Annotated in this window: 22 protein-coding genes and 1 tRNA gene; 14 read left to right on the top strand and 9 right to left on the bottom strand. The window is 68.3% G+C overall.

The window, feature by feature from the left end:
* Positions 1 to 28: 28 nt before the first annotated feature.
* Both map and sfsA read right to left on the bottom strand, forming a co-directional pair.
* Positions 29 to 862, bottom strand: a complete 834-nt coding sequence (map, locus tag ACWPN7_RS15150; RefSeq protein WP_035671623.1) for a type I methionyl aminopeptidase — start codon at positions 860 to 862, stop codon at positions 29 to 31.
* An 85-nt stretch (positions 863 to 947) separates the two neighbouring features.
* Positions 948 to 1,676, bottom strand: a complete 729-nt coding sequence (sfsA, locus tag ACWPN7_RS15145; RefSeq protein ID WP_349619573.1) for a DNA/RNA nuclease SfsA — start codon at positions 1,674 to 1,676, stop codon at positions 948 to 950.
* A gap of 91 nt (positions 1,677 to 1,767) precedes the next feature.
* Between sfsA and ACWPN7_RS15140 the strand changes: the two genes are divergently transcribed.
* Both ACWPN7_RS15140 and ACWPN7_RS15135 read left to right on the top strand, forming a co-directional pair.
* Complete coding sequence (locus ACWPN7_RS15140; protein ID WP_137115711.1) at positions 1,768 to 2,550, top strand: competence/damage-inducible protein A; 783 nt, start codon at positions 1,768 to 1,770, stop codon at positions 2,548 to 2,550.
* Between the two features lie 100 nt (positions 2,551 to 2,650).
* A complete protein-coding gene (locus ACWPN7_RS15135; RefSeq protein WP_014239528.1) occupies positions 2,651 to 2,896 on the top strand; it encodes a hypothetical protein in 246 nt (81 codons plus the stop codon).
* 51 nt (positions 2,897 to 2,947) lie between these two features.
* On the opposite strand, the gene ACWPN7_RS15130 is transcribed toward ACWPN7_RS15135, so the two are convergent.
* Positions 2,948 to 3,115 carry a hypothetical protein gene (locus ACWPN7_RS15130; RefSeq protein ID WP_014239529.1) on the bottom strand — a complete coding sequence of 56 codons (168 nt, stop codon included), beginning with the start codon at positions 3,113 to 3,115 and terminating at the stop codon, positions 2,948 to 2,950.
* 187 nt (positions 3,116 to 3,302) lie between these two features.
* On the opposite strand from ACWPN7_RS15130, the gene ACWPN7_RS15125 reads away from it, so the two are divergent.
* From ACWPN7_RS15125 to ACWPN7_RS15115, 3 genes are all read left to right on the top strand, one after another.
* Positions 3,303 to 3,385, top strand: a tRNA-Leu gene (locus tag ACWPN7_RS15125).
* Positions 3,386 to 3,799: 414 nt separating this feature from the next.
* Positions 3,800 to 4,276, top strand: a complete 477-nt coding sequence (gene bfr, locus ACWPN7_RS15120) for a bacterioferritin (protein ID WP_038529301.1) — start codon at positions 3,800 to 3,802, stop codon at positions 4,274 to 4,276.
* Positions 4,277 to 4,443: 167 nt separating this feature from the next.
* Entirely contained in the window at positions 4,444 to 4,713 is a 270-nt protein-coding gene (locus tag ACWPN7_RS15115; RefSeq protein ID WP_038529299.1) for a hypothetical protein, read from the top strand.
* A 99-nt stretch (positions 4,714 to 4,812) separates the two neighbouring features.
* Here the strand turns inward: ACWPN7_RS15115 and ACWPN7_RS15110 are convergent, their stop codons facing one another.
* The 3 genes from ACWPN7_RS15110 to hisS form a co-directional block, all read right to left on the bottom strand.
* Positions 4,813 to 7,839, bottom strand: a complete 3,027-nt coding sequence (locus ACWPN7_RS15110; RefSeq protein WP_038529297.1) for a transglycosylase domain-containing protein — start codon at positions 7,837 to 7,839, stop codon at positions 4,813 to 4,815.
* 218 nt (positions 7,840 to 8,057) lie between these two features.
* Entirely contained in the window at positions 8,058 to 9,983 is a 1,926-nt protein-coding gene (locus tag ACWPN7_RS15105) for a tetratricopeptide repeat protein (RefSeq protein ID WP_051657949.1), read from the bottom strand.
* Positions 9,984 to 10,008: 25 nt separating this feature from the next.
* Positions 10,009 to 11,358 (bottom strand): histidine--tRNA ligase, encoded by a 1,350-nt coding sequence (hisS, locus tag ACWPN7_RS15100; protein ID WP_038529294.1) that lies wholly within the window; start codon positions 11,356 to 11,358, stop codon positions 10,009 to 10,011.
* Positions 11,359 to 11,537: 179 nt separating this feature from the next.
* Between hisS and pyrC the strand changes: the two genes are divergently transcribed.
* Positions 11,538 to 12,593: a dihydroorotase gene (gene pyrC / locus ACWPN7_RS15095; RefSeq protein WP_038529292.1), complete on the top strand. Its 1,056-nt coding sequence runs from the start codon at positions 11,538 to 11,540 to the stop codon at positions 12,591 to 12,593.
* A gap of 128 nt (positions 12,594 to 12,721) precedes the next feature.
* Here pyrC and xseA read toward each other — a convergent pair whose 3' ends face one another.
* Positions 12,722 to 14,335 (bottom strand): exodeoxyribonuclease VII large subunit, encoded by a 1,614-nt coding sequence (gene xseA, locus ACWPN7_RS15090; RefSeq protein ID WP_149649657.1) that lies wholly within the window; start codon positions 14,333 to 14,335, stop codon positions 12,722 to 12,724.
* Positions 14,336 to 14,410: 75 nt separating this feature from the next.
* On the opposite strand from xseA, the gene purD reads away from it, so the two are divergent.
* The 4 genes from purD to ACWPN7_RS15070 all read left to right on the top strand — a co-directional run bounded on the left by purD (position 14,411) and on the right by ACWPN7_RS15070 (position 19,600).
* Positions 14,411 to 15,697, top strand: coding sequence for a phosphoribosylamine--glycine ligase (gene purD, locus ACWPN7_RS15085; RefSeq protein WP_103040208.1), 1,287 nt, complete (start codon positions 14,411 to 14,413; stop codon positions 15,695 to 15,697).
* A 464-nt stretch (positions 15,698 to 16,161) separates the two neighbouring features.
* Entirely contained in the window at positions 16,162 to 17,682 is a 1,521-nt protein-coding gene (locus tag ACWPN7_RS15080; RefSeq protein WP_103040207.1) for a CHASE2 domain-containing protein, read from the top strand.
* On the top strand, positions 17,679 to 18,050 hold the full coding sequence (locus ACWPN7_RS15075; RefSeq protein ID WP_459196907.1) for a hypothetical protein: 372 nt from the start codon (positions 17,679 to 17,681) through the stop codon (positions 18,048 to 18,050). Before ACWPN7_RS15080 ends, ACWPN7_RS15075 begins: the two co-directional genes overlap by 4 nt.
* Positions 18,051 to 18,058: 8 nt before the next feature.
* Complete coding sequence (locus tag ACWPN7_RS15070) at positions 18,059 to 19,600, top strand: M48 family metalloprotease (protein ID WP_459196908.1); 1,542 nt, start codon at positions 18,059 to 18,061, stop codon at positions 19,598 to 19,600.
* 19 nt (positions 19,601 to 19,619) lie between these two features.
* Here ACWPN7_RS15070 and ACWPN7_RS15065 read toward each other — a convergent pair whose 3' ends face one another.
* Positions 19,620 to 20,060: a nucleoside deaminase gene (locus ACWPN7_RS15065; RefSeq protein ID WP_459197001.1), complete on the bottom strand. Its 441-nt coding sequence runs from the start codon at positions 20,058 to 20,060 to the stop codon at positions 19,620 to 19,622.
* Between the two features lie 112 nt (positions 20,061 to 20,172).
* On the opposite strand from ACWPN7_RS15065, the gene ACWPN7_RS15060 reads away from it, so the two are divergent.
* The 3 genes from ACWPN7_RS15060 to rsmD are packed head-to-tail and all read left to right on the top strand — an operon-like array spanning position 20,173 to position 22,213.
* The gene (locus tag ACWPN7_RS15060) at positions 20,173 to 20,382 is read left to right on the top strand and encodes a dodecin (protein WP_014239544.1); all 210 of its coding nucleotides are present in this window, start codon (positions 20,173 to 20,175) and stop codon (positions 20,380 to 20,382) included.
* A 60-nt stretch (positions 20,383 to 20,442) separates the two neighbouring features.
* Positions 20,443 to 21,654: a pseudouridine synthase gene (locus ACWPN7_RS15055; protein ID WP_459196909.1), complete on the top strand. Its 1,212-nt coding sequence runs from the start codon at positions 20,443 to 20,445 to the stop codon at positions 21,652 to 21,654.
* The gene (gene rsmD, locus ACWPN7_RS15050) at positions 21,635 to 22,213 is read left to right on the top strand and encodes a 16S rRNA (guanine(966)-N(2))-methyltransferase RsmD (protein ID WP_456530574.1); all 579 of its coding nucleotides are present in this window, start codon (positions 21,635 to 21,637) and stop codon (positions 22,211 to 22,213) included. Before ACWPN7_RS15055 ends, rsmD begins: the two co-directional genes overlap by 20 nt.
* Here the strand turns inward: rsmD and ACWPN7_RS15045 are convergent.
* A complete protein-coding gene (locus ACWPN7_RS15045) occupies positions 22,204 to 23,418 on the bottom strand; it encodes a calcium-binding protein (protein WP_456530573.1) in 1,215 nt (404 codons plus the stop codon). The two genes, rsmD and ACWPN7_RS15045, sit on opposite strands and share 10 nt — an antisense overlap.
* A gap of 195 nt (positions 23,419 to 23,613) precedes the next feature.
* Here ACWPN7_RS15045 and ACWPN7_RS15040 point away from each other — a divergent pair, with 195 nt between their 5' ends.
* Entirely contained in the window at positions 23,614 to 25,302 is a 1,689-nt protein-coding gene (locus tag ACWPN7_RS15040) for an alpha-amylase family protein (RefSeq protein ID WP_456530572.1), read from the top strand.
* The last annotated feature ends 58 nt before the right edge of the window (positions 25,303 to 25,360 follow it).

Below are 25,360 nucleotides of genomic sequence, written 5' to 3'. Positions count from 1 at the left end.
TCGGGACTATACCTCTTCCGCGCGAAAATCACACGGCTGCGGTCGCTTCCTCGGCCGGGACGGCGTAGGGGGGCTTGTGGAAGCCGGCGGGGGACAGGGTGAAGATCTCGCAGCCGTCCTTGGTCACGCCGATGGAGTGCTCGAACTGGGCGGACAGCGACTTGTCCTTGGTCACCGCGGTCCAGCCGTCGCCGAGGATCTTCACGTCGTAGCGGCCGGCGTTGATCATCGGCTCGATGGTGAAGATCATGCCCTCGCGCAGGACGGCGCCGGTGCCGGGGTTGCCGAAATGCAGGACCGACGGCGGCTCGTGGAAGACGCGGCCCAAGCCGTGACCGCAGAAGTCGCGGACGACCGAGTAGCGGTGGCCCTCCGCGAAGGTCTGGATGGCGTGGCCGACGTCGCCCAGCGTGGCGCCCGGCTTCACCTGGGCGATGCCGATCATCAGCGCGTCGTAGGTGACGTCCACCAGCTTCTTCGCCTTCACGCCGACGTCGCCGCACAGATACATGCGGCTGCTGTCGCCGTACCAGCCGTCCAGGATGGGGGTGACGTCGATGTTCAGGATGTCGCCGTTCTGCAGCCGCTTGTCGCCGGGGATGCCGTGGCAGACCACATGGTTGACGGAGATGCAGTTGGCCTTCGGGAAGCCGCGGTAGCCGAGCGGGGCCGGGACGCCGCCATGGTCGCGGATGTATTGCTCCAGCAGCCGGTCCAGCTCGCCGGTGGTGACGCCGGGCTGGACGTAGGGCGTGATGAAATCGAGCGTGGCCGCGGCCAGCCGTCCGGCCTTGCGCATGCCCTCGAAATCCTCCGGCCCATGAATCCGGATGCGATGGGAATCGAGGTCGTCGTGGTCCAAGAGAATCGTCCCCTACAGATCAGGTCCCAGGAAAACCCGCCGGCAGGCCCGGCGGTGAACAAAGAGCGCGGTCAATCCGTGCGGATCAGCCCATGCAGATTGGCAGCGGCCGTTCCAGTTCGATCGCCTGTGGGGTGATCCTACAGGACCAGCACACGGCTTCCACCCCCGATTCGAGCGCGAGGCGCAATCCGGCGGCGTAGGCGGGGTCGATGTCGGCGGCGACTCGGAAGTAGGCGCAGTCGGCGCGCTGCACAAGATAGACCATGACCGCCCGCGCGCCCTGGCGGACCATCTCGGCCATCTCCACCAGATGCTTGGCACCGCGGGCGGTCACGCAGTCCGGGAACTCCGCGGCCTGCCCATCGCCCCGCGTGGGGCGGCGCAGATGCACGTTCTTGACCTCGACATAGGCCGGCGGCCGGGCATCGTCCTCCAGCAGGATGTCGATGCGGGAATTGCGCCCGTACTTCACCTCGCGGCGCAGCCGGGCGTAGCCGGCCAGCTCCGGGATGGTGCCGGCGGCGATGGCGGCGGCGACCAGCCCGTTGGGGTGCGAGGTGTTGACGCCGACGAGGCAGGGCGCGTCCGGATCGTCCAGCGCCTCGACCAGCTCCAGCGTATGGGCGAGCTTGCGCTTGGGGTTGTCCGACCGTGACAGCCAGACGGCGGAGCCGGGGGCGTCCACCCCGATCATGCTGCCCGAGTTCGGCACATGGGCGGTGACCAGGGCGCCGTCGAGTTCCACGTCGGCGAGGAACCGCTTGTAGCGGCGGACGAGGCGGCCTTGCAGGAGGGGGGTGGGGAAGCGCATCTTGGGCTCTAGGTTAAAGCGCGCCCCCGCCGTCCGGCAAGCCCGCCGGTCCCGCCATCCCCGCATCAACCGAGAACGGAGCCGACTCCGCATGTCCTCGCCCGCCTCCTCCGCCACGCCGAACCCGACCGCCGCCGTCCTCGTCATCGGCAACGAGATCCTGTCGGGCCGCACCAAGGATGCCAACCTGCCGCACATCGCGGAGAAGCTGGCCGGCATCGGCGTCCGCCTGCGCGAGGCGCGCGTCGTCCCGGACGTGGAGGAGGAGATCATCGCGGCGCTGGACGCCCTGCGCGGCCGCTACGGCTACGTCTTCACCACGGGCGGCATCGGGCCGACCCACGACGACATCACCTCGGCCTGCGTCGCCAAGGCCTTCGGCGTGCCGCTGGAGCGCAACGCCGAGGCCGTGGCCCGGCTGGAGCGCCATTACGGCGACCCGTCGAAGCTGAACGAGGCGCGGCTGCGCATGGCCAACATCCCGGCGGGGGCGTCGCTGATCGACAACCCGATCAGCGCCGCGCCGGGCTTCCGCATCGGCAACGTCTTCGTCATGGCGGGCGTGCCCAACATCATGCAGGCGATGCTCGACGGCGTCCTGCCGCAGTTGGAGGGCGGGCCGGACCTGCACGCCCGCACGGTGGCCTGCGAACTGGCCGAGGGGCAGATCGCCGCGGACCTCGGCGCCCTGCAGGACCGCTACGCGGACCTGGAAATCGGCAGCTATCCCTATTTCCGCAACGGTTTCTTCGGCGTCAGCCTCGTGCTGCGGGGCACGGACGAGACCCGCGTGGTGGCGGCCACGGAGGAGCTGGCGGGCATCGTCCTGCGCTTGGGCGGTACGCCGAACGTCACGGTGGGGACCAAAGGCTAGAGAGGTCTCTAGGACGCCAAGCCATCCTTGGTCATATTGTCGCCGCCTTGGGTAATTCTATGTTGAGGACTGGGACGTGACGGTCATGAAAAGTCGTGCCATGAAACCCTTCGAAAAAGCGGCGATCCTGTTCTTGCTGAAGCATCTGGCGTCCGGCGTGGCCGGGGCTGTTGTCTTGGCGACGGGCCTTCTGATTCTCGACGTCGCCAATCTGGCGACCCTGATGGGAAACAGCGATCACGGCATTATTGCCGCGATCATGCTGTATGCCAGCCTCATCCTCACCTTCGGCAGCGTGGCGATGGGCATCGGCATCATGACCCTAAACGAGGACACGCGGCCCTGACCGGCGCGGGATGAACGCTGCCCGGTCGAGACCCGGCCGGGCCTGGGCCGTTCAGAACGGCCCGAAGCTGTCGTATGCCCAGACCAGCGCCACGATGGCGGCGACCCAGACCGCCGCGTAGGGCAGCCAAGTGTTGCGGTTGCGCCGCAAGGCCGCCGGGACGACCAGCACGGCGACCATCAGCACGCTCACCACACCCAGCCAGTTGATCGATTCCAAACTCACCTCCCTTGAACGCCAGGGTTGCGGGGATTTTTGCGTGTCCGGCGCTTGAAACGCGCTCAATCCTTGACCAAACGCCCGCCGATTGTCTAAGTCAATCCAGCGGAACGGTGGGCTGCATACAATGATATGCAACTCCGGCGGGCGGGGGCAACCCGTTCTCCGAGCCGATCCGCGACGGTGCGCGGGCGTGGCGGAATCGGTAGACGCAAAGGACTTAAAATCCTTCGCTTAGGCATGCGGGTTCGAGTCCCGCCGCCCGCACCACAAATCCAACGATGACGATGTTCGGGAACTCGCGCCGAAGGGGCGCGGGACCAACCGGTGGCGGACTGGTGGTCGGCCCGCGTCAGGTTCCCGTGAGCATTGTTGTTCTTCACGAGCATTTGCAGAACCGGCATTCGGAACTTCAAAAGTTACAAGAAAATATGGATCATGATCGCCGAAGGGAGAAATATATCTGTCATCAGGCATCCATAATTTTTTGTAATTCAAAGTCCATCGGCCTGTCTCTCTGGAATCGTTTTTGATATTCACTCGCAATTGCGATGGCTGATTTGGTGTGGTGCGGAGAATTTGTTTTGTCGACTGCCGTTCATCCGGTTGCCAAGGCTCCGCAAATGGGGCATGGTCATTCCAGAAACGTCGCAATTCGACAAACAAACCGCATGGAGGCAGGACGTGAAGGGCGATCCGCAGGTCATCACCCATTTGAACAAGATCCTGACCAACGAGCTGACGGCGATCAACCAGTACTTCCTGCATGCCCGCATGCTGAAGAACTGGGGCCTGAAGCGCATTGCGCACAAGATCTACGTAGAATCCATCGACGAGATGAAGCACGCCGACAAGATGATCGAGCGCATCCTGTTCCTGGAAGGTCTCCCCAACCTTCAGGATCTGGGCAAGCTGATGATCGGTGAGGACGTGCCGGAAATGCTCGGCAACGATCTGAAGGTGGAGCACAAGGCCCGCACCGACCTGATCGATGCCATCACCCTGTGCGAGCAGGTCCGCGACTACGAGACGCGCGCGCAGCTCACCGAGTTGCTGGACGACACCGAGGAACACATCGACTGGATCGAGACGCAGCTCGACCTGATCCAGCGCGTGGGCATCGTCGCCTACCAGCAGGAGCAGATCTACGGCGAGAGCTGAGCGCTCGAAGCCGCTCGGAACCGGTCGGAGGGGGCGTGGCTGCAGGCTGTGCCCCCTCGGCGTGTCCTCCTTTTGCGCAGGGCCATGGCGTCGGTCCGGCAACGCCTTGTTAACCATGTTCTCGTAGCTTGCGGGTTTCCGCTTCTGTTTGTACGGGAACCGCCATCATGCTCCCAAACACGTCCTTGCAGGTTGACGACCTGACACCGGAGGAGACCGCTGCCGTCGCGCACGCCTATCTGGCGGCGCTGGATGAGAGCGATCTGGATCAGGGCGATCATGAAAGCGCCTTCGACCGGGCGCTGGAGACGCTGCGTGGTTGCCGTCCCGGCCTGCCGCTGAACGTCGCCGCGGCGGAGCTGGAATTGCTGCTGGCCTCCCTGCCGGCCGCCGTGTCCCCAGGCGTGTCCCCGGCGCAGGAGCCCGCCCTGGCGTAAGGCGCGCCCGGCCGTCCTTCCCCGGTTCATGAAAAAGGCCCGCTCCGGTTTCCCGGGGCGGGCCTTTTCAGTTCCGGGTGTGGGCCATAGGCCCCTGGTTCAGAGCCCAGTCTGCGGCTTGCCGGTGTCGGCCGTCTTGGTCACGCCGGGGTCGATGAGGGGCTGCAGCGCCGGGGCGATGCTCTTCAGCAGCTGGGCGGGCAGGGCGCTGGTGAAGCGGTAGTTGTCGGCCTCCGGACCGTGGACGAAGGCGGTCATGGTGCCGAAGAAGCGGTCGCCGATGTAGAAGGCGAAGGTCGCCGTCCGGTTCACCGCCCGCGATTCGATCAGGTGCCCGCCGGGGCCGTAGCGGTCCAGCCGGTGGTCGCCCGTGCCGGTCTTGCCGCCGATCGGGATGACCGCGCCCGAGGAGTCCTTGAAGGAGCCCCAGACGCGCTTGGCCGTGCCGTTCTGCGCCACGTCCATCAGCGCCTTGCGCAGGGTGGCCGCGACCTCCGCCTTCATCACGCGCTGGCCGCGCAGCTCGCCCAGTCCGACGACGGCCTCGTAGGGCGTACCGGCGGCGAAATGCAGCTTGCGCACGCGCACGGTCGGCTGGCGCACCCCGTCGTTCTGGATGATGCCGACCAGCTCGGCCAGCGCCGCCGGGCGGTCGGCGGAGCTGCCGATGGCGGTGGCGAAGGACGGGACGAGCGTTTCGAAGGGGTAGCCCAGCTTGCGCCACTGCTCGGTGATGCGCTGGAAGGCTTCCTCCTCCAGCCCGATGCGGATGCGGGTGTTCTGGGCCGACTGGCCCTTCTTGAACAGCCAACGGTAGCTTTCCTGGCGCTCCTGCACGCTGGCCTCCAGCACCTCCTGCCGCTTGGCGTCGGGGCGCTTCTGCAGATAGGAGACCAGCCACAGCTCCAGCGGATGGACGCGCGCCAGATAGCCGAGGTCGTTCAGCGGGAACTTGTCCGGCCCGTATTTGCCGTAGAGCGACGCGATGTCCCCGTCGTCCAGCTTGGCGTCGGGCAGGCGGGCGCGCAGGAAGGCGCCGAACTCCTTCACCCCGGCTTGCGGGCGCACGGTGCGGAAGATCACCGACAGGCGGTGCGGCATCGGCCGCGACCGGGCCGCCAGCATGTTCAGCATCGCGTCCGGCGTGTGCTTCCGGTAGCTGTTGTAGAAGCGGTTCAGGAAGTCGCTGCCTTCCTTGTCGGCGAAGCGGGCGAGGTAGGCTTGGCGGGCGGGGTGGTCGGGGTTGTGCAGGATGTCGGTGCTGTCGTCGCCGCCTTCGGACAGATAAAACTGCACGACGTCGCGCATCATGCGGATGAAGGGCAGGTTGACCGAATTGCGCAGCGACTCGGTCACGCTCAGGATGCTGCCGTTGTCCCGCGGGTTGAAGTTCACGAAGCTGTGCAGCCCGCCGCCGGTGAAGAAGGCCTCGCCGGGGTTCGCCGAGTAGCGGCGCTCCATGGCGGCGTCGAGCATGGCGCTCAATCCACGGTTGCTGGAGGTCGCCAGCCAGTTCGCCGCCCAGCGCGTCAGGTTGTCGGACGCCTCCTCCTCCACGTCGGCGAGGAAGTCCTTGGGCAGGTGGGCGTAGCGGGTGTGCAGTTCCGCCACGATCTCCAGATAGGTCGCCAGCGTGCGCAGCTTCGCCGTCGAGCCGAGGTCGAGCTTGGCGCCCTCGTTGATGTCCAGCGGCTGGTCGAGGTTGTCGGCCTGGACGCGCAGGTAGTTGGCGTCCGGCCCGCGCTCGTACAGCGTGATCGAATAGATGATCTTGGACAGGTCGCTGCCCTTGGTGTCGAGCAGCCGTTCGCCGGTCAGGCCCATCTGCGCGGCGAAGGCCGGGTCGCCCAGCTTCCCCAGAACCTCCACCACGCGCTGCTGCGCCGGGGCGTCAAGCGTCGATTCGGCGGTCAGGTCGATGCGGTCGAGCTGGTAGAGGCTGGACACGCCGAGCATGGAGAGAAGCCGGGCGCGGATGGCGTTGGGGGCCTTCTGTTCCACGAAATTGGCGGTCTGGGCCTGCGGCGGGTCCTCGCGGAACTTCAGCGTCAGGCCCAGCGCGGCGTCGCGCAGCGCGGTGTCGATGACGCCCGCGCCGTGCAGCACGCGCAGATGGCTGTCGGCCAGCCGCTCCAGCGCCTGTCGGTCTTGGATCAAATAGTAGGAGGGGCGGCGCTGGGCGAGAAGAAGGCTCAGCACCTGCTTGTAGGCCAGCGCCTTCAATTGCAGGGCGCGGGCGTCGGCGGGCTCCTCCGACAGCACCTTCTCGGCCATGGCGAGGTCGGTGCCGAACCAGGCCCACAGCCCGTCGCCCAGCCCGTTCACCTCGCCGAAGCCGGGGCGCCCGGTCAGCGGGGTGGAGTTCAGATAGTCGATCAGGATGCGGCGGCGGTGGGCACCGGTGTCCTCGCCGTCCAGATAGGCGCGCGTGCTGGCCGAGATCATCTGGCGCAGCTTCTCCGTGGCGCCGCTGGTCTGGCCGTCGGGAGAGTGGCGGTACTTCTCGATCTGGGTCGCCAGGGTCGAGCCCCCGGGGGAGCGCTGGCCGGGCTTGACCCACTGCACCGGCAGCATCGCCACGGCGCCGGCGAAGCGGTCCCACTCCACGGCGGGGTTGCGGCGCGGCTCGTCGGTGTTCAGCAACTCGCGGTTCTCGATGAACAGCAGCGTGGCGGCGACCAGCGGCGGCACATCCTCGAACTTGGCGAAAACCCGCTCCGGGTAGCGGGCGGAGAACAGCGCGGTGCCGTTGCGGTCGAGCAGGGTCAAGCCGGCGCGCGTCTTCTCATGGTAGATCGGGAAGCCGCCGGCGGCCATGAACTGGTCGAGCGTCGGCGACAGATGCGCCTGCATCTCCACCGCGTACATGTCCGAGGTCAGCGAGCGCAGATAGCCGGGCAGCCCGACATAGCCCATCCGCTCGTTGTAGGGACCCTGGGTGGGGTGACGCGCGGCGGGGTTCGGCCCCTCACTCAGCGTGTAGGTCATGTCCTTGGCGTAGCCGGCGAGCAGGCGGGCCTGCAACCGCGACGTGCGCATTTCTTCCTGCGCCAGAAGGGCGCCGCCGCCCAGCGTCGCCGCCAGCGTCACACCCCAGATCGCGCGTCGCACCCACAACCGTGTCATGTCCGGCTCCAGCCATGACCGCGGGGCAAGACCCGCGAATTGGTTAAAATGCTCGGTAAAATGGCCGAGCGATATGGCCGGAATGTAGAGGCGCCTTGGTTAACAACCGGTGTAATCCCTCGCCCTTCGAGGGTGCGAGTTTGCCCCGAAATCGGTGTAACTCAAAATCGTAGAGGACCGTTGCGCCGGCGCCACGAATGCGCCCAACGGTTGTGTGGTTAAGAAGCGCGACCGTGCGCCGCCACGAAATCCGTTAACGCCGCGCGCAGGCGGGCGACCACGCCGGACCAGTCGCCGGAGCGGTCCTGGCCGAACACGCGCATGGTCGGGTACCAGGGATTCGCCTCCCGGTTGCCCAGCCAGCGCCAGCAGGCGTCGGCGCGCGACAGCGTCCAGGTCGGCCGTCCCAACCCGCCCGCAAGGTGGCAGACGGAGGTGTCCACCGTGATGACGAGGTCCAGCGTCTCGGCCAGCGCCGCCGTGTCGGCGAAGTCGCGGACGCCAGCCATGGGGTTCTCGATGTCCATCCCCGCCGGGGCCTCGACCAGCTGCGCCGCGCCCGGCCCCATCTGGAGGCTGACGAAGCGCACCCCCGGCACATCGGCCAGGGGGGCCAGGGCGGCCAGCGGCAGGCTGCGCCGCCGGTCGATCGGGCTGGCCACCCCGCGCACCGTGCGCGGCGACCCGGCCCAGACGAGCCCGACCCGCGTCCGCCCGTCCGCCGGCACCCGCGCGCGCCACGCCGCGACGTCGGCGGGATCGGCGCGCAGATAGGGCATCGCGGCCGGGATGCTGTCCAGATCCGTCCCGAAGGCGCGGGGCAGGCTCATCATCGGGATGTGCAGGTCGAAGGCCGGAAGCTCGTCACCCCAGGCGATGGCGGCGGTCACGCCGTCCACCCGTGCCATCAGCCGCACCAGGGCGGGGGAGCAGCCGACGATCACCCGCGCCCCCCGCGCGGCCAGCAGCGGCGCGTAGCGGACGAATTGCAGCGTGTCGCCGAGTCCCTGCTCGGCGTAGAGCAGGATGGTCCGGCCCGCCACATTCTCCGCACCCGTCCATTGCGGCTGGGGGAAGCTGCGGTGCACGGGGTCGAGTTGCCGGGTTTCCCACCGCCACTCGAACTCCTCCCACCCCTCGCGGAGTTGGCCGGAGGCGAGCAGGGCGACGGCGAGCGCCAGATGGGCCTCGGCGTCGGCGGGGGCGAGACGGATGGCCTCCCGCCCGACGGCGACGGCCTCGTCGCGGCGGCCTTCATGCAGCAGAAGGGACAGGCGGTTGCGGTGGAAGGCGGCCCGCTGCGGGGCGATGCGCGTGGCGCGCGCGCACTGGCGCAAGGCCTCCGCGACACGGAGGGTCTGTTCCAGCAGCGGCGCCATGTTGCCGTAGGCGTCGGCGTTGCCGGGGTCCAGCGCCACGGCCCGGCGTCCGGCCCGCTCCGCCTCGTCGAAACGGCCCAGCGTGACCAGGAGATGGACGAGGTTGGTCTGCGCCTCGGCCAGCGTGGGATCGAGCCGCAGCGCCTCGGTCAGCGCCGCCACGGCGCCCTCCGGGTCGCCCGTCTGAGCCAGCGCGGCGCCGAGCATGCGGTGCGCCTCGGCCCGCTGCGGGGCGAGGGCGCGCGCCTTGCGGAAGGCGTCGGTGGCGCCGGCCCAGTCGGCGGCGGCGTAGAGCAGCAGGCCGGCCCGCTCGAACGCCTCGGCCAGCGGCTCGCTGTCGGTGGCGGCGCTGGCCGTCAGGGCGCGGGTCAGGGCGCGGAAGGCGGCGGGACCGTCACCGGTCTCGATCAGGGCGCCGCCCAGGGCGAACCAGTCACCAGCGCCGTCGGGTTGCAGGGCAAGGACGCAGCGGAAGGCGGCGGCGGCCTGCGCCGCTCCGTTCGTCGTGCCCAGCGCCATCAGCGCCTTGCCGAGATTGCCGTGGATGTCGGCGGCGAGCGGCAGGAGGGCCGCCGCCTTGCCGATCATCGCCACCCCGTCTGCCACCGCGCCGGTCTGGGCCGCCAGCAGCCCGGCGAAATGCAGGGCGTGGGGGTTGTCCGGGTCCGCCTCCAGGATGCGGCCGTAGAGCAGCCGCGCCTCCTCCAGCCGCCCGGACAGATGATGGTCGAGCGCGAGGTTGAGGGCTTCGGCGACGGTGGCCATGGGCGGGGCCTTCTGTGGTGGGGAGCTATGCCCCCAGCAGTTCCTTCGCCTTGGCGGCGAGGTCGGCCAGCGGGACTTCGACCTGCTCGCCCTTCACCAGATGCTTCAGCGTTGCCGTGCCGCGGGCCTTCTCGTCGGAGCCCATCAGGACGACCAGCGGGATGCCCGCCTTGTCGGCGTACTTCATCTGCTTGGCAAGCTTGCCGCCGTCGAGCTGGATTTCCGTGTTGATGCCCGCCGACCGCAGCGCCGTCGCGAGGCCATAATAGTCGGCGGACAGGGCCGGGTCCATTTGCGTCACCAGGACCTGGGCGGTGGCGCCGCCGTCCTTGATGATGCCGGCTTCCATCAGCTGGTAGAACAGCCGCGTCGCGCCGATGGAGATGCCCACACCCGGCAGCTTCGACTTGGTGTAGTGGCTGGCGAGGTTGTCGTAGCGCCCCCCGGAGCACACGCTGCCGATCCCCGGATGGTCGTTCAGGAAGGTCTCGTAAACCGTGCCGGTGTAGTAGTCGAGGCCGCGCGCGATGGCGAGGTTGATGCGCACCACGCCGTCCGGCACCTGGAGGGCCTTCAGCCCCTGGATGACGGTGGTCAGCTCCGCGACGCCCTGGCGGAAGGTTTCGTTCTCGATGCCCAGCGCGCCCAGCGCGGCGAGCGTCTCCTCGTTCGTGCCCTTGGCGTCGATCAGGGACAGGATCTTTTCCGCGGCGTCGGCGGCCATGCCGAGGCCGGTCAGGCTGTCGCGCACCTTGTCACGGCCGATCTTGTCCAGCTTGTCGATCTCGCGCAGGACCAGGACGCGCTTCTCCGCGTCGTCCACGCCCAGCCCGTCGAGCAGGCCGAGCAGGACCTTGCGGTTGTTCACGTTGATGGTGAAGCCGCCGAAGTCCAGCTCGCTGAAGACGTGGTAGATGACCGCCGGGATCTCCGCGTCGTAATGCGCGGACAGGCTGTCCTTGCCGATCACGTCGATGTCGCACTGGTAGAATTCGCGGAAGCGCCCGCGCTGCGCCCGCTCCCCGCGGTAGACGCGCTGGATCTGGTAGCGGCGGAAGGGGAAGGCGAGATCGCGCTCATGCTCCGCCACGTAGCGGGCGAGCGGCACCGTCAGGTCGAAGCGCAGCGCGATGTCCGGCTTGTTCCCCTGCTGGAGGGCGCCGGTGGACTGCACGAAATAGACCTGCTTCTCGGTCTCGCCGCCGGACTTGGTCAGCAGGGTGTCCACCGTCTCGAACACCGGGGTTTCCACCGGCACGAAGCCGAACCGCTCGTAGCCGCGGCGGATGGTGTCGAGCAGACGCTGGAAGGCCACCTGCTGGCGCGGCAGCAGCTCCATCGTTCCGGGCGGGGTGCGGGGGGTAATCAGGCTCATCGGCGCGGGTCCGGCTTCGAATGTCCCTAGGGATTCGGCTAGGGTTCTAGCGGCTTTCGCCGGTCGCGTCACCATTGCAGTGGCCGGATACCGCCCCAATACCCCCCTGATATCGTTGAGCGGGGGACCGTAAGGGGCTAGAACTCCGGCAAACCCCATACATCCGTGCCGGAGCCGCCATGCCCACCGACCGTCTCGTCCTCCGCCGTCCCGACGACTGGCATGTGCACCTGCGCGACGGCGCCATGCTGAAGGCGGTGCTGCCCTTCACCGCCCACCAGTTCGGCCGCGCCATCATCATGCCGAACCTGAAGCCGCCGGTGACCCGCACGGCGGACGCCGTGGCCTACCGGGAGCGCATCCTGGCCGCCCTGCCGGAGGGCCATGCCTTCACGCCGCTGATGACCGCCTACCTGACCGACGGCACCGACGCCGACGATCTGGCCCAGGGCTTCGAGGACGGCGTGTTCGCCGCCGCCAAGCTCTATCCGGCCAACGCCACCACCAACAGCGCCCACGGCGTGACCGACCTCGGCAAGATCGCCCCGGTGCTGGAGCGCATGGCGGAGATCGGCATGCCGCTGCTGATCCACGGCGAGGTGACCGACGCCCATGTCGATATCTTCGACCGCGAGGCGGTGTTCCTGGAGCGCACTCTCGGCCCGCTGCTGGAGCGCTACGCGGCGCTGCGCGTGGTGCTGGAGCACGCGACCACCGCGGAGGCCGTGGCCTTCGTGCGTGAGCACGCCGCCTCGGGCCGGGTCGGGGCGACCATCACGGCGCATCACCTGCTGATCAACCGCAGCCACCTGTTCGCCGGCGGCATCCGCCCGCACCTCTACTGCCTGCCCATCGCCAAGCGCGAGACGCACCGCGTGGCGCTGGTCGAGGCCGCGACGTCGGGCGAGGGGCCGTTCTTCCTGGGCACCGACACCGCCCCGCACACGGTGACCGCGAAGGAGAGCGCCTGCGGCTGCGCTGGCTGCTTCACCGCGGCCAACGCCATGGAACTCTACGCCGAGGCCTTCGACGAGGCGGGCGCCCTGGACAAGCTGGAGGCCTTCGCCAGCCTGAACGGCCCGCGCTTCTACGGCCTGCCGGTCAACGAGGACAAGGTGGTGCTGGAGCGCACGCCGTCCACGACGCCGGACATCGTGCTGACCGCGGACGGCGAGGCCGTGCTGCCCTTCCGCAGCGGCGAGACGACCCGCTGGACCTTCGCCGGCGCGGCTTGAGAGGCTGACGTTGCCCCCTCCCTAACCCTCCCCCTCGACGAGGTGGAGGGGACTGCCGCCGCTTTGCGGAAGGCACCCTCTCCCGCGAGAGCGGGGGAGGGCCGGGGTGGGGGCGACGCCTTCGGCCCTCAGAACAGGCTCCCCTGGGTCGGCGGGCGGTTCGGTTTCTTCGGCTCCGCCTTTGGTCTGGCGCTTTTGGGCTTCGGCTCGGGCGCCGCGGCGGGTGGCGCCTCAACCCGCGGCCCGCCGTCCACCGTCGCGGCGGCTTTGCCATCGGCGAAGACCAGCGACACCGCCAAGCCCGGCGTGGCCTGGGCGGCGCTGGTCAGCGGCCGGCCGTCGCCGGACTGCACCAGGGCGAAGCCGCGCTCCAGGACGCCCTTGTAGGAGTAGCTTTCCAGAAGCTTTCCCACCGCCGTCAGCCTCGCTGCGCGCTCCTCCACCGCCTTGCCGTAGCTGCGGCCCAGGCGCGGCGACAGGTCGGACAGCCGCCGGCTGCCATCGCCGAACTTCACCCGGATGGGGCCGAGCGTCAGCCGTCCGCTGACCCGCTCATACTGGCCGCGCGCGGCGACGACGGCGTGGCGCAGCGCGCCGTCGAGCGCGCGGGATTCCGAGGCCAGCCGCTGCCCGGCCTCCGCTAGCTTCTCGCGCGGGTGGCGCAGCGCCGCGCCCAGTTCGTTCAGGCGCGTGCGGCGGCGGTCGAGGAGCAAGGCGGCGGCCAGCGCCAGCCGCTCCGCCCGGTCGTCCAGCCGCTGGGCGTGGCTTTCCAGCAGGGCGCGCGGGTCGCCGAGGCCGCGGGCCAGCCCCTCCACCCGCGTCCGCCGCTCGGCCAGCAGGCGGGTGGCGGCGCCGACCATGCGCCGCTCGTCGTCCAGCACTTGGGCCAGCAGCTCCGCCCGCACCGGCACGGCCATCTCCGCCGCCGCCGTGGGGGTGGGCGCGCGGCGGTCGGACGCGAAGTCGATCAGGGTGGTGTCCGTCTCGTGCCCCACCGCGGAGATCAGCGGGATGCGGCTGGCCGCCGCCGCGCGGACGACGTTTTCTTCGTTGAAGGCCATCAGGTCCTCCAGCGAGCCGCCGCCGCGCGCCACGATCAGCAAATCGGGGCGCGGCACAGGGCCGCCGGGGGCGATGCGGTTGAAGCCATCGATCGCCGCGGTGACCTCCGCCGCCGCCCGCTCGCCCTGGACGGCGACCGGCCAGAGCAGGACCCGGCGCGGGAAACGGTCGTGCAGCCGGTGCAGGATGTCGCGGATGACCGCCCCGGTGGGGGAGGTGACGACGCCGATCACGTCGGGCAGGAAGGGGATGGGCTTCTTGCGACCGGCGTCGAACAGCCCCTCCGCCGCGAGGCGCTTCTTGCGCTCCTCCAGCATCTTCAGGAGGGCGCCCTCGCCGGCCAGTTCCATCGACTCGATGATGAGCTGGTATTGCGAGCGTCCGGGGTAGGTCGTCATGCGCCCGGTGACGATGACCTCCAGCCCCTCCGCCGGCTGGACGGCCAGCTTCGACGCGGTGCCGCGCCAGCACACCGCCTCGATCACCGCCGTGTCGTCCTTCAGACGCAGGTAGCAATGGCCGGAGCTGTGGCGCTTGGGCTGGGAGATCTCGCCGCGCACGCGGACGAAGCCGAACTCCTCCTCGATGCTGCGCTTCAGGCGCCGGGCGAGGTCGCCCACCGAGAATTCCGGAAGGTTCGAGCCGGGGCGCGGCTCGGGGGCGATCAGCGGAGAGGTCATATCAAGGTCTTGAGTCATGGCGGCACCATGATACAAGGCGCGGTGTCGGCAACAAGCGTGGAAGGACGAGGTGCCATGAAAGTCCTGGTGGTCGGGTCGGGTGGGCGCGAGCATGCGCTGTGCTGGGCCATTCAGAACTCGCCGCTGTGCGACACGCTCTACTGCGCGCCGGGCAACGCGGGCATCGCGGACGTGGCCGAATGCGTCGCCATCGGCGCGGAGGATGTGGACGCCCTGGTCCGCTTCGCCCAGGACAAGGCCATCGACTTCGTGGTGGTCGGGCCGGAAGGGCCGCTGGTGCTCGGCCTCGTCGACAAGCTGATCGCCCTCGGCATCAAGGCCTTCGGCCCCAGCGCCGCGGCGGCGGAGCTTGAGGGCTCCAAGGGCTTCATGAAGGACATCCTGGCCAAGTACGGCGTGCCGACCGCCGCCTATGGCCGCTTCAAGGACGTCGAGGCCGCCAAGGACTTCGTGCGCAAGAACGGCGCCCCCATCGTGGTCAAGGCCGACGGGCTGGCCGCCGGCAAGGGCGTGACCGTCGCCCGCACCCAGGAGGAGGCCTTCGCCGCCATCGACGAGGCCCTGGTCGAGGGTCGCTTCGGCGCCGCCGGGGCCGAGGTGGTGGTCGAGGAGTTCCTGGACGGCGAGGAGGTCAGCTTCTTCGCGCTGTGCGACGGCGAATCGGCGCTGCCGCTGGCGTCCGCCCAGGACCACAAGGCGGTGGGCGACGGCGACACCGGCCCGAACACCGGCGGCATGGGCGCTTATTCGCCGGCCCCGGCGCTGACCCCGGACCTCCAGGCCCGCGTGATGCGCGAGATCGTCGAGCCGACCGTCAAGGGCATGGCGGCGGAGGGGCGCCCCTTCAAGGGCGTGCTGTTCGCCGGCCTGATGATCGGCAAGGACGCCGCCGGCAAGCCGGTGCCGAAGACGCTGGAGTTCAACGTCCGCTTCGGCGATCCGGAATGCCAGACGCTGATGATGCGCCTGAAGTCCGACGCGCTGGCCGCCTTGATCGCGGCGGCGGACGGCCAGTTGAAGAACATCGACCTGCGCTGGCATGACGAGACGGCGCTGTGCGTCGTCATGGCTGCGAACGGCTATCCCGGCGATTACGTGAAGAACACGGAGATCAAAGGCTTCGAGGCCGCCAACGCTGTGGAGGGCGTGACCGTCTTCCACGCCGGCACGAAGCTCTCCGAGGGCCGGGTGCTGTCCACCGGCGGGCGCGTCCTGGGCGTGACCGCCAAGGCGCCGACCGTGGCCGAGGCGCAGAAGCGCGCCTATCAGGGTGTCGACGCGCTGGATTGGCCGGACGGCTTCTGCCGCCGTGACATCGGCTGGCGGGCGGTGGGGCGCTGACACCGGGGAAAATCTTGCAACGGAGGGGCGGGGTTGCCGCCCCATCCATCCTTTCACGGTCCGGCGCGGTCGCGCCGGACCATTCATGATTTCTGAGAACCGGGGGACCTCTGGCCACCAAGGCGGGGCGAGGCAAGCCGCGCGCCCGCTGCGTTCGCGGCGGGTGCCGCCTTTCACGTCAAGCCCAGCCCACCGCGTTCGAGCCCGCTTTCAAAAGGCGCGGAATGGCCAGAAAAGAAGGCGGCGGACGCTTTGCCTTTGCGCCGCCCGCCGCGGTTGATCGAATCCGGCGATTTTTGAATTCTGGTTGCTCCTGCTTCTTTCCGATCGCTCTGAGGCGTGCAATCCATTCCAATGCACGTCATATTGCTTTTGCTTTTCAGGCAATTTCTCACTAAGATTGAAACGATCGAGTGAAGAGAAATTTTCTGCCGTTCGGGGGCTTTTCGAGCTGCGAACAGTCGATGAGCGGGGTGGCCAGCATCATGTCTGGATGGAACGCAACGAAGATCCTGCAAACCATCCGCAACCACCGACAAAACTTCGGCGTTTTCCTTCGTGCACAGGGTGCCGGATGGCAGCCGCGAGCCTGCCGGATGCTGAAGCTTCTCCCCGCGCCGCTTTTCATCGTGCTGGTCGCCGTCGTCAACCCGCTGGGTGTCAAAAGCTCAAGCAGCCAGACATCGATCGACACCTACCGTCAGATCGCGGCCGGTGCCTATCCCGACACCGGACAACGGAAGATCGCCGTGGTCCAAATCGACGACCGGTCGCTCAACGCCGCCAAAGAGCCTCACCCGCCGTCATTCGACTTCTACGTTCGCCTTATCGAAGAAATCAAAGCGGCTGGCGCCAAAAGTATTCTTTTGGATTTGATGATCATCAGCAAAGTCAGGCACGGAGATCCGGAGGGGTTGAACCGGCTTGCCACCGTCATGGAAAACTTTCCCGTATTCCTGACGGCTGCCGATGACAGGGGAAATGAGGCCGGCTGCAGACCGGACGGGGTTCAGAACATTCCGGAATTGCAGAAAGCGGCAACCCGGGAACCCCATGCGCTGATCCGCGACCAAGCAACCCACGTCGACCTTTTCCTGGACAACTATTGCGGCTTCTCGCGGATGTCGGCATCCCTGGCCGCCTACCAGCATTATTGCCAGCAGGATGACGCTTGCCGGAAGAGCGCGAACAACCCGTTGGTCAACCAGGACGCATTCAGGAACAAGGCGCTGACCATCGAATGGGGGCGTGCCTGGCCGGCCGGCACCGAGGCCATCCACGCGGGTTATCGGAACCTTGCCGAAAGTTGCCCGAAACGTTCCTCCTTGGCCGCCCTCGGCAATGCGTTTTTCACGTTCTTTACGTTCCGGGGCGAAGGTCCGTCGAAGGAATCGCCGGGGTGTTCCTATCACCCGTTGATCCGCGCCGAATGGCTGGTCGCACCGGACCCTCGCCAAGAGGTCGATCAATCTGCCCTGCGCGCATTCCTGGCCGGCCGAATCGTCGTGGTGGGCAATAAACTTGCGGGCATCCCGGACGTCGGGCCCTCTCCCGTGTTCGGCGACATCCCCGGGATGTTCCTGCACGCCATGGCGATCGACAACCTGATCGTCCGCGGCGCGGACTTCATGACGGAATGGCCCAAAGGGAGCATCGGCGGGCTCGACACGTCAGGGCTGGCGGAATTCGCCGCCATGGGCCTGTTCGCGTCCGTCGGCCATGCGCTCTCCCGCCGGATCGTCCTGCGGAGGACGCGCGATGCCCTTCTCTGGACACTGGTGCTCGTGCTCGCCGGATGGGCATGCGGCCTGTTGATCTCTGCCGGGTTGGTTTGGATGTGCCGGCTGGAGCCGGTAAATTGGATTGGCGTTGTGCTTGCCGGCGCGGTGATCGCGAGTCCGGCCCGCTCCGCGGTCGCCAGGGCATGGCACGCAGCCTTGACGACGGAACCACAGACAATTTCCAAGAATGGAGACAAGCCGTGATCAAGACGTCTGTCGCGGCGTTGGCCGCTCTTTGTTCGTTCGCTGCCGCGGTGGCGGCGCAGGAGGCCGTGCAGGTCGAAAAAATATTCTCTGGCCCCGACGGCAGGGTTGCCGTGTTCAACGAGAAGGGCGTCGACCAAGGGGAATTGCCGAAGGATGCATTCAAGACGCTCCCCCTCGACGCTATCGCCTACAACCGGAACACCGGCTTCGTGAAGGTGATGGCGGGTGAGAAGGAGGTGTGGCTCAGCCCGTTCCAGGTGGAGGTCTCGGTCAAGGCGCAGGTGCTCACGCCATGCGAAGCCGCCAAGCGCGTGGCCGGCCCGGCCTATTCCGCGCGTGGCGCGCAAGACTGCCCCGCTAGATGAGCCCCGCTATGCGTCGCCCCCTCATTCTCACCGGGCTCGTCCTGAGCCTGCTTGCCGGCGGCTGCACATCGGTCGGCAAGCGGACTTATGAAGCTGTCCCGTCACGCTTCATCGACGTCGCGCAGGAACGTCGGGTCCCCGATGCTAGGGGCAGCTCCATGACGGCGTTGGCCGCGTCGCTTCAGAAGCAACCCACCGCGCCGGCACGAGGGTTCGACGGACGCGACCCGCTTCCGCCGGGGACCCGCGAACTGGCGGGGGCGGAGCCGCTGCAGCGTTATGCGAATCAGATCCTCGCGCGCCTCTTGGTGAAGTGGCCTCATGCCAAGCCACCCATTCGCGTCGTCGTCACCACCAACCCCGCCTATGTGGCGGAAGCGGTTCCGGGCGGCACCATCCTGATTTCCCAGGGCGTGTTCATAAATGCGCGGGACGAGGACGAGTTGGCTTTCATCCTGGCTCACGAGGTGTCGCACATCCTGCTCAATCACCTGGACGCCGACCGTCATCACGCGGCCCAGAAGACGATTGAGGACACCGCCGCGGGGGCTCTCCTGTCGGCCGTTCCCCGCTCCAATCCGGAGATGGCCAGGGATGCGACCCTGATCTATGCTTCCTACCGCACGTTCCAAGATGTCGTGGTGCAACCGTCCTGGACGCGCCAGCAGGAGGACGAGGCCGATCTCCTTGGCTTCGATCTGCTTGAAATGGCCCTCTACAACGGCCGCGTCTACAAGGACGCAATGGAGCGCTTCGCCGACGACGCCGGGAAGCAGAAGGCCAAGGCCGAGGACGAGCGTCGGCAGTTCGAATCCCAGATCAACAACATGATGGCGTCGGGGCAATACAGTGCCGGGATCAACGCGGCCTTCAAGGAGCTGGCCAGCGGCCCGGCCAAAATGCTGGACGAACTCGGCAAGCAACTGAAGGCAGGGCACAATTCCCCGGAACAGCGGAAGGAGGATCTGAGCGCCTACATAACCCGCCAGAAGCTGTTCGGGACGGCTCTTCGGGAGAGGTCCCGGTCGGCCTACGAGAAGGTTGTGTTCCAGGGGACCGCCCTCAAGGCGCTGTCGCGGAGCGTCCTCATGCAGCGGGCCGACAGCCTGATCGCACACGGGGACCTCGACGAGGCGGAGACCACCTTGAAGGAGATCGCCAAGGGCGGGTTCGAGTCTGATCCCTATCTGCGGATGACCTACTATCGCCTTCATCTGAAGCAGAACCGGCCGGACCTTGCGGTCAGAGATATGGAAATCGCCGTGAAAAGTTCCGCCGCTCCGCCGGAAGCCTTTGATTTCCTGATCGCAGAGCATCGGGCCGGCGGACGGGCATCGCAGGCGCTGGTCGTCCTCGATGGCAAGGACCGGCGCTTCGGCGGGGCTGAGCGGGGTTATCCGCTCCGCATCCGATTGCTGGTCGAGGCCGGGCGCACGCCGGAAGCCGGGGTCGTGATGGAGCAGTGCCGCACCCTGAGGGGTCCTCTCGTTCGCGATTGCGAGGATGCGTGGAGTCAGGCGACGGTGGCCAGCCTGTCCCCGCCGCGGTGACCGCGCACCGCCCCGGCACTCAACCGGGGCGGCGCCCCCTGAAGAACTTCCGCAGCATCTCCCCCGCCCGCGTCTCGTCGATGCCGCCGTAGACGTCCGGGGCGTGGTGGCAGGTCGGCTGGTGGTAGAAACGGGGGCCGTGCTCCACCCCGCCGCCCTTGGGGTCGTAGGCGCCGAAATAGACCCGCCGCAGCCGGGCGAAGCTGATCGCCGCGGCGCACAGCGCGCAGGGCTCCAGCGTCACATACAGGTCCAGCCCCGGCAGGCGCGGCTCGCCCAAGGCCGCGCAGGCGGCGCGGATCGCCAGCACCTCGGCGTGGGCGGTGGGGTCGTTCAGCTCCTCGGTCCGGTTGCCGGCGCGGGCCAGCACGGCGCCGGTCGCCGGATCGACCAGCACGGCACCCACCGGCACCTCCCCGCGGGAAGCGGCGGCTTCGGCCTCGTCGAAGGCAATGTCCATGGGGGAGGGGGGCGGCTCATGCGGGGCACCCTGCCCGGCGGTCCCTGTTTTCGTCAAGCCGCGGAACGTCCTCCGGCGCTGTTAAGCATCGGACGAAACAGGGAGGACGGTCATGAGCAACCATGTCTACAAGAAAGTGGAAATCGTCGGCACCGCCGAGACCACCATCGACGACGCCATCCGCAACGGCATCGAGCGCGCGTCCAAGACGCTGAAGAACGTGGACTGGTTCGAGGTGGGCGAGATCCGCGGCCACGTCAGCGGTGGAAAGGTCGCCCACTTCCAGGTGGTGATGAAGGTCGGCTTCCGCCTCGAAGAATAACGGCGGGGACCCCGTGCCGTGGGTTGCGGGCGGGGCTTGCAAGCCCTATGGTCCGTGCCCATGGACACCCCCGATTTCGAACATTCCAAAGCCATGCCCGGCGCCGCCGATGCGGACGCGGGCGAGCCCGATGCCGGCGAGCGCATCGCCAAGCGGCTGGCGCGCGCGGGCCTGTGCTCGCGCCGCGACGCCGAGCGCTGGATCACCGACGGCCGCGTCGCCGTCAACGGCACGACCCTGGACAGCCCGGCCTGCGTCGTGCGGTCCGGCGACGTCGTCCAGGTGGACGGCAAGGTCATCCCCGAGCCGGAACCGGCGCGGCTGTGGCGCTATTACAAGCCGTCCGGGCTGGTCACCACCGCCCGCGACGAGAAAGGGCGCACCACCGTCTTCGAACGGCTGCCGCCGGACATGCCGCGCGTCATCTCGGTCGGGCGGCTCGACCTGACGACCGAAGGGCTGCTGCTGCTGACCAACGACGGTGAGTTGGCCCGTTTCCTGGAGCTTCCCGCCACCGGCTGGACCCGCCGCTACCGCGTGCGCGTCTTCGGCGAGGTGAACGAGGTGAAGCTGGCCGAGCTGGCGAAGGGACCGACCATCGAGGGGGTGAAGTACGGTCCCATCGAAGCCGTTCTGGACCGCATCCAGGGCCGCAACGCCTGGCTGACCGTCAGCCTGAAGGAAGGCAAGAACCGCGAGATCCGCAAGGTGATGGAGGCGCTCGACCTCCAGGTGAACCGGCTGATTCGCGTCGCCTACGGCCCCTTCCAGCTCGGCAAGCTGGAGGAGAGCGCCGTCGAGGAGGTGCCGAAGCGCGTCGTGCGCGAGCAGGTGTCCCGATTCTTCACCGGCGCCGATCCGGCGGAGGAGGGCAAGGCCAAGGGCAAGACCTCTGCCGCCAAGACCGCCGCCAAGAGTGAAAGCGCCGGCACGGAAGGCGCCAAGGGCCGTTCCGCCGCTCCGGCGAAGGCGTCCAAGCCGCGCGACGCCAAGGCCGGCTGGGCCAAGGCGGAGCCGAAGGCCGTGTCCGACCGGCGTGGTCCGGCCAAACCGGCCTCGGGCGGATACGCTTCCGGCAAGCCCGCTTCCAACAAACCGGACGGCAAGCCGGCGGGCAAGCCCGGCACGCTGACGCTGAAGGGCGGCAAGCCCGGCGGTGGTGGGAAGCCGGGGCCGAAGCCGCGCGGTGGCGCTGGCGCTGGCGGTGCTTCGGGCGGTGGCGCCTCGGGTGGCCGGGGGCCGGAGCGGACCCGTGCGGATCGTCGGCGGTAAGCACCGCGGGCGGCGGCTGGCCGCCCCGGGGGGCAGCGATACGCGGCCGACCACCGACCGCACCCGCGAATCCCTGTTCAACATCCTGTCCCACGCCGACTGGGGGCCGGACGGCACCGACCTGCTGGAGGGCGCCGTGGTCGTGGACGCCTTTTGCGGAACCGGCGCCCTGGGGCTGGAGTCGCTGTCCCGCGGGGCCGCCCACGCCAGCTTCCTCGACATGGGCCGCGCCGCCCTGGACGCCGTGCGGGCCAACGTCGCGGCGCTGGGGGAGGGGGCGAACGCCGCGGTCCTGCGTGCCGACGCCACCCGCCCGCCGCCTCCGCCGGGCCGCCCCTGCACGCTGGCCTTCCTCGACCCGCCCTACGGCCAGGATCTGGCGCCGCGGGCGCTGGCCGGGCTGGCGAAGGCCGGCTGGCTGGCCCCCGGCGCCGTGCTGGTGGTCGAGGTCGCCGGGCGCGACCCGCTGCCCCTGCCGCCCGGCTTCGCGGAGCTGGACGAGCGCCGCTACGGCGACACCCGCGTCCAGTTCCTGCGCTACGGGGTGCCTCAGCCGTAGGTGAAGAAGGCTGCGGTGACTTGGTTCGGAGCGATGCCGGCCAAGGTCAGCCGGTCGCCGCCGCCGAAGTCGAGCAGGGCGCTGCCGCTGCCGTCCGATCCCAGCCGGTAGGTCATGTTGGAGGCGATCTGGATGCGGTCGTTCTGCGCGCGGCTGAAGTCGGCGATGCGGTCCTGGCCGCCGCCGCGCGTGAAGACGAACAGGTCCGCCCCGGCGCCGCCCCACAGCGTGTCGTTTCCGGCATCGCCCCACAGCGTGTCGTTGCCCTCGTCCCCCATCAGCAGATCGGCGCCCGAGCCGCCGTGCAGCGCGTCGTTGCCGGCCTGCCCGCGCAGCGTGTCGCTTCCGGCGTCGCCCCACAGCAGGTCGTTGCCGGCGCCGCCAAAGAGCTGGTCGTTGCCGCTCAGCCCGCTCAGCGTGTCGTTGCCCGCCCCGCCATAGAGGCTGTCGGCCCATGTGTTGCCGGTCAGCGTCAGGTTCTTCGGCATTTCCACGATCTGGAAGGTCTTGCCGGTGAACTGCTCGGCGTAATAGTCGATGGAGTTCATGTAGTTGGGGCGCAGCGTCGGGGTCAGGTCCGACATGATGGTGCCGGTGGCGGCGAAGTTGCCGTAGGTGGCCCCGCCCGCATACTCGTCGAAGGCGCCGATCATGTGCCCGAACTCGTGGGCCGCCAGCTCGTCCTGGTAATCGGGTCCCCAGTCGGTCTGGGTGCACCAGTTCAGCATGTCGCAGCGCCCGTAGCTGTTGCTGACGTTCACGTTGTAATGCTGGTTCCCGGCCGCCACGAACTGCACGTCGAAGCGGATGGCGTAGCTGTTGGTGCCGTCCGACAGGCTGTATTTGTCGCTCCAGATCCCCTCGATTCCCTGCTCCCAGACCTGCTTCATGGCACCGGCGTCGTCGCCGGTCAGATGGATGCGGGTCTGCACGACGAAGGCCGTGCCGTCGAAGGCGAGGTCGTACTTCACGTCCCAGCCGAAGCCGCCATCCGCCCGTGTCTCCGCGTAGTTGATGGTCACCGGGGCGAAGCTGGTGGGAACCGGCGCCGCGGGAGCCGCCAGAGCGCCGGCGTTCCCGTAGGTGTAGCTGACGGCCTGCGTCGTGGTGGACTGGATGGCGCTGCTCTGGGCGGCGCTGCCGTGGGCGGCGGTGCTCTGGGCGGCCCCGCTCTGGGCGGCGTGGTGGCGCATGGCACGCTTCATGGCACGATTCCCCTGGTTCTGTGCGTCTTGGGGGACATCATGCGGGCAGGATTGAAGGCTTTCTTGTGACTTTAACTATACATTAACCTTTTTCCTAAGGGCGTAGGACACCCCCTTACGGTTGGCTCGGCGGAGTGGCGGGACCTCGGCCGGTCGGCCCTGTTATGGCCTAGGCAGTTTTGTGCGGGGCGGGCCATGATCAAGGATCTCTGGTACAAGAACGCGGTCATCTACAACCTGTCGGTCGGCACCTTCATGGACGCCAACGGCGACGGGATCGGCGATTTCCAAGGGTTGCAGCGCCGGCTGGACTATCTGCAGGGGCTGGGCGTGACCTGCCTCTGGCTGGGGCCGTTCCAGCCGTCGCCGATGCGCGACCACGGCTACGACGTGGCCGACTATTACAACGTCGATCCGCGCTACGGCACGCTGGGCGACTTCGTGGAGTTCAGCCACGCCTGCAAGCAGCGCGGCATCCGCGTCATCATCGACCTCGTGGTCAACCACACGTCGGACCAGCACCCCTGGTTCCAGGCGGCGCGCCAGGACCCGGACTCCCCTTACCGGGACTGGTACGTCTGGTCGGACAAGAAGCCGGCCGACGCCGACCAGGGCGTCGTCTTTCCCGGCGTGCAGAAGACGACCTGGAGCTGGGACAAGGAGGCCCGCGCCTACTACTTCCATCGCTTCTACGAGTTCCAGCCGGACCTGAACACCGCCCACCCCGAGGTGCAGGCCGAGCTGCTGAAGGTGATGGGCTTCTGGATCGAGCTGGGCGTGTCGGGCTTCCGCATGGACGCCGTGCCCTTCGTCATCGCGACCAAGGGGCCGGAGGTCAAGAAGCCCAAGCAGCAGTTCGACATGCTCCGCACCTTCCGGGAGTTCGTGCAGTGGCGGTGTGGCGACGCCGTGCTGCTGGCCGAGGCCAACGTGCTGCCGACCGTCGATCAGGAGTATTTCGGCGACGACGGCGACCGCATGCAGATGGTCTTCAATTTCCAGGTCAACCAGAACCTGTTCTACGCCTTGGCGACGGCGGACACGCGGCCGCTGGCCAAGGCGCTGGACGTCACCCGTGTGCCGCGCCCCAGCACCAACCAGTGGGGCCTGTTCCTGCGCAACCACGACGAGCTGGACCTCGGGCGCCTGACCGAGGCGCAGCGCAAGCGCGTGTTCGACGCCTTCGGACCGGACAAGGACATGCAGCTCTACGACCGCGGCATCCGGCGGCGGCTGGCCCCGATGCTGCGCGGCGACCGGCGCTGGCTGGAGCTGGCCTACAGTCTGCTGTTCACGCTGCCCGGCACGCCGGTGCTGCGCTACGGCGACGAGATCGGCATGGGCGACGACCTGTCCCTGCCGGAGCGCGAGTGCGCCCGCACCCCCATGCAGTGGTCGGACGAGCCGCAGGGTGGCTTCACCAAGGCGGCCGACCCCGTGCACCCGGTCATCAGCGGCGGCGCCTACGGCTATGAGCGGATCAACGCCGCCCACCAGCGCCGCGACCCGTCGGCCCTGCTGAACTGGACCGAGCGCATCATCCGCATGCGCAAGGAATGCCCGGAAATCGGCTGGGGCGACTTCCAGGTGCTGCCCACCGGATCGAACGCGGTGCTGGCGATCCGCTACGACTGGAGGAACAACTCGGTGCTCGTCGTCCACAACCTCGACGACCGTCCCCACGAGATCGCGTTGGCGGTCGATGGCACGGGGGAATCGCCGCGGCTGGTCAATCTGCTGGCCGAGGACCACAACGACCCCGAGGAGGACGGGCGGCACCGTCTGGTGCTGGAGCCCTACGGCTACCGCTGGTACCGGCTGGGCGGGCTGGATTACCTGCTGCGCCGGACGGAGGGGCCGGTGGGCGGGGCGAAGCGGTCTTGACTTTGCCCGGCCCGCTGGGGGACGCTGGCGGTGCCGTCCCCAGCCGGGGGCGGCGCAA

It is taken from the genome of Azospirillum sp. UENF 312511 (assembly GCF_058780635.1).
Note: the sequence above shows the minus strand (reverse complement) of the source record. Positions and strands in the feature narration are given on the sequence as shown.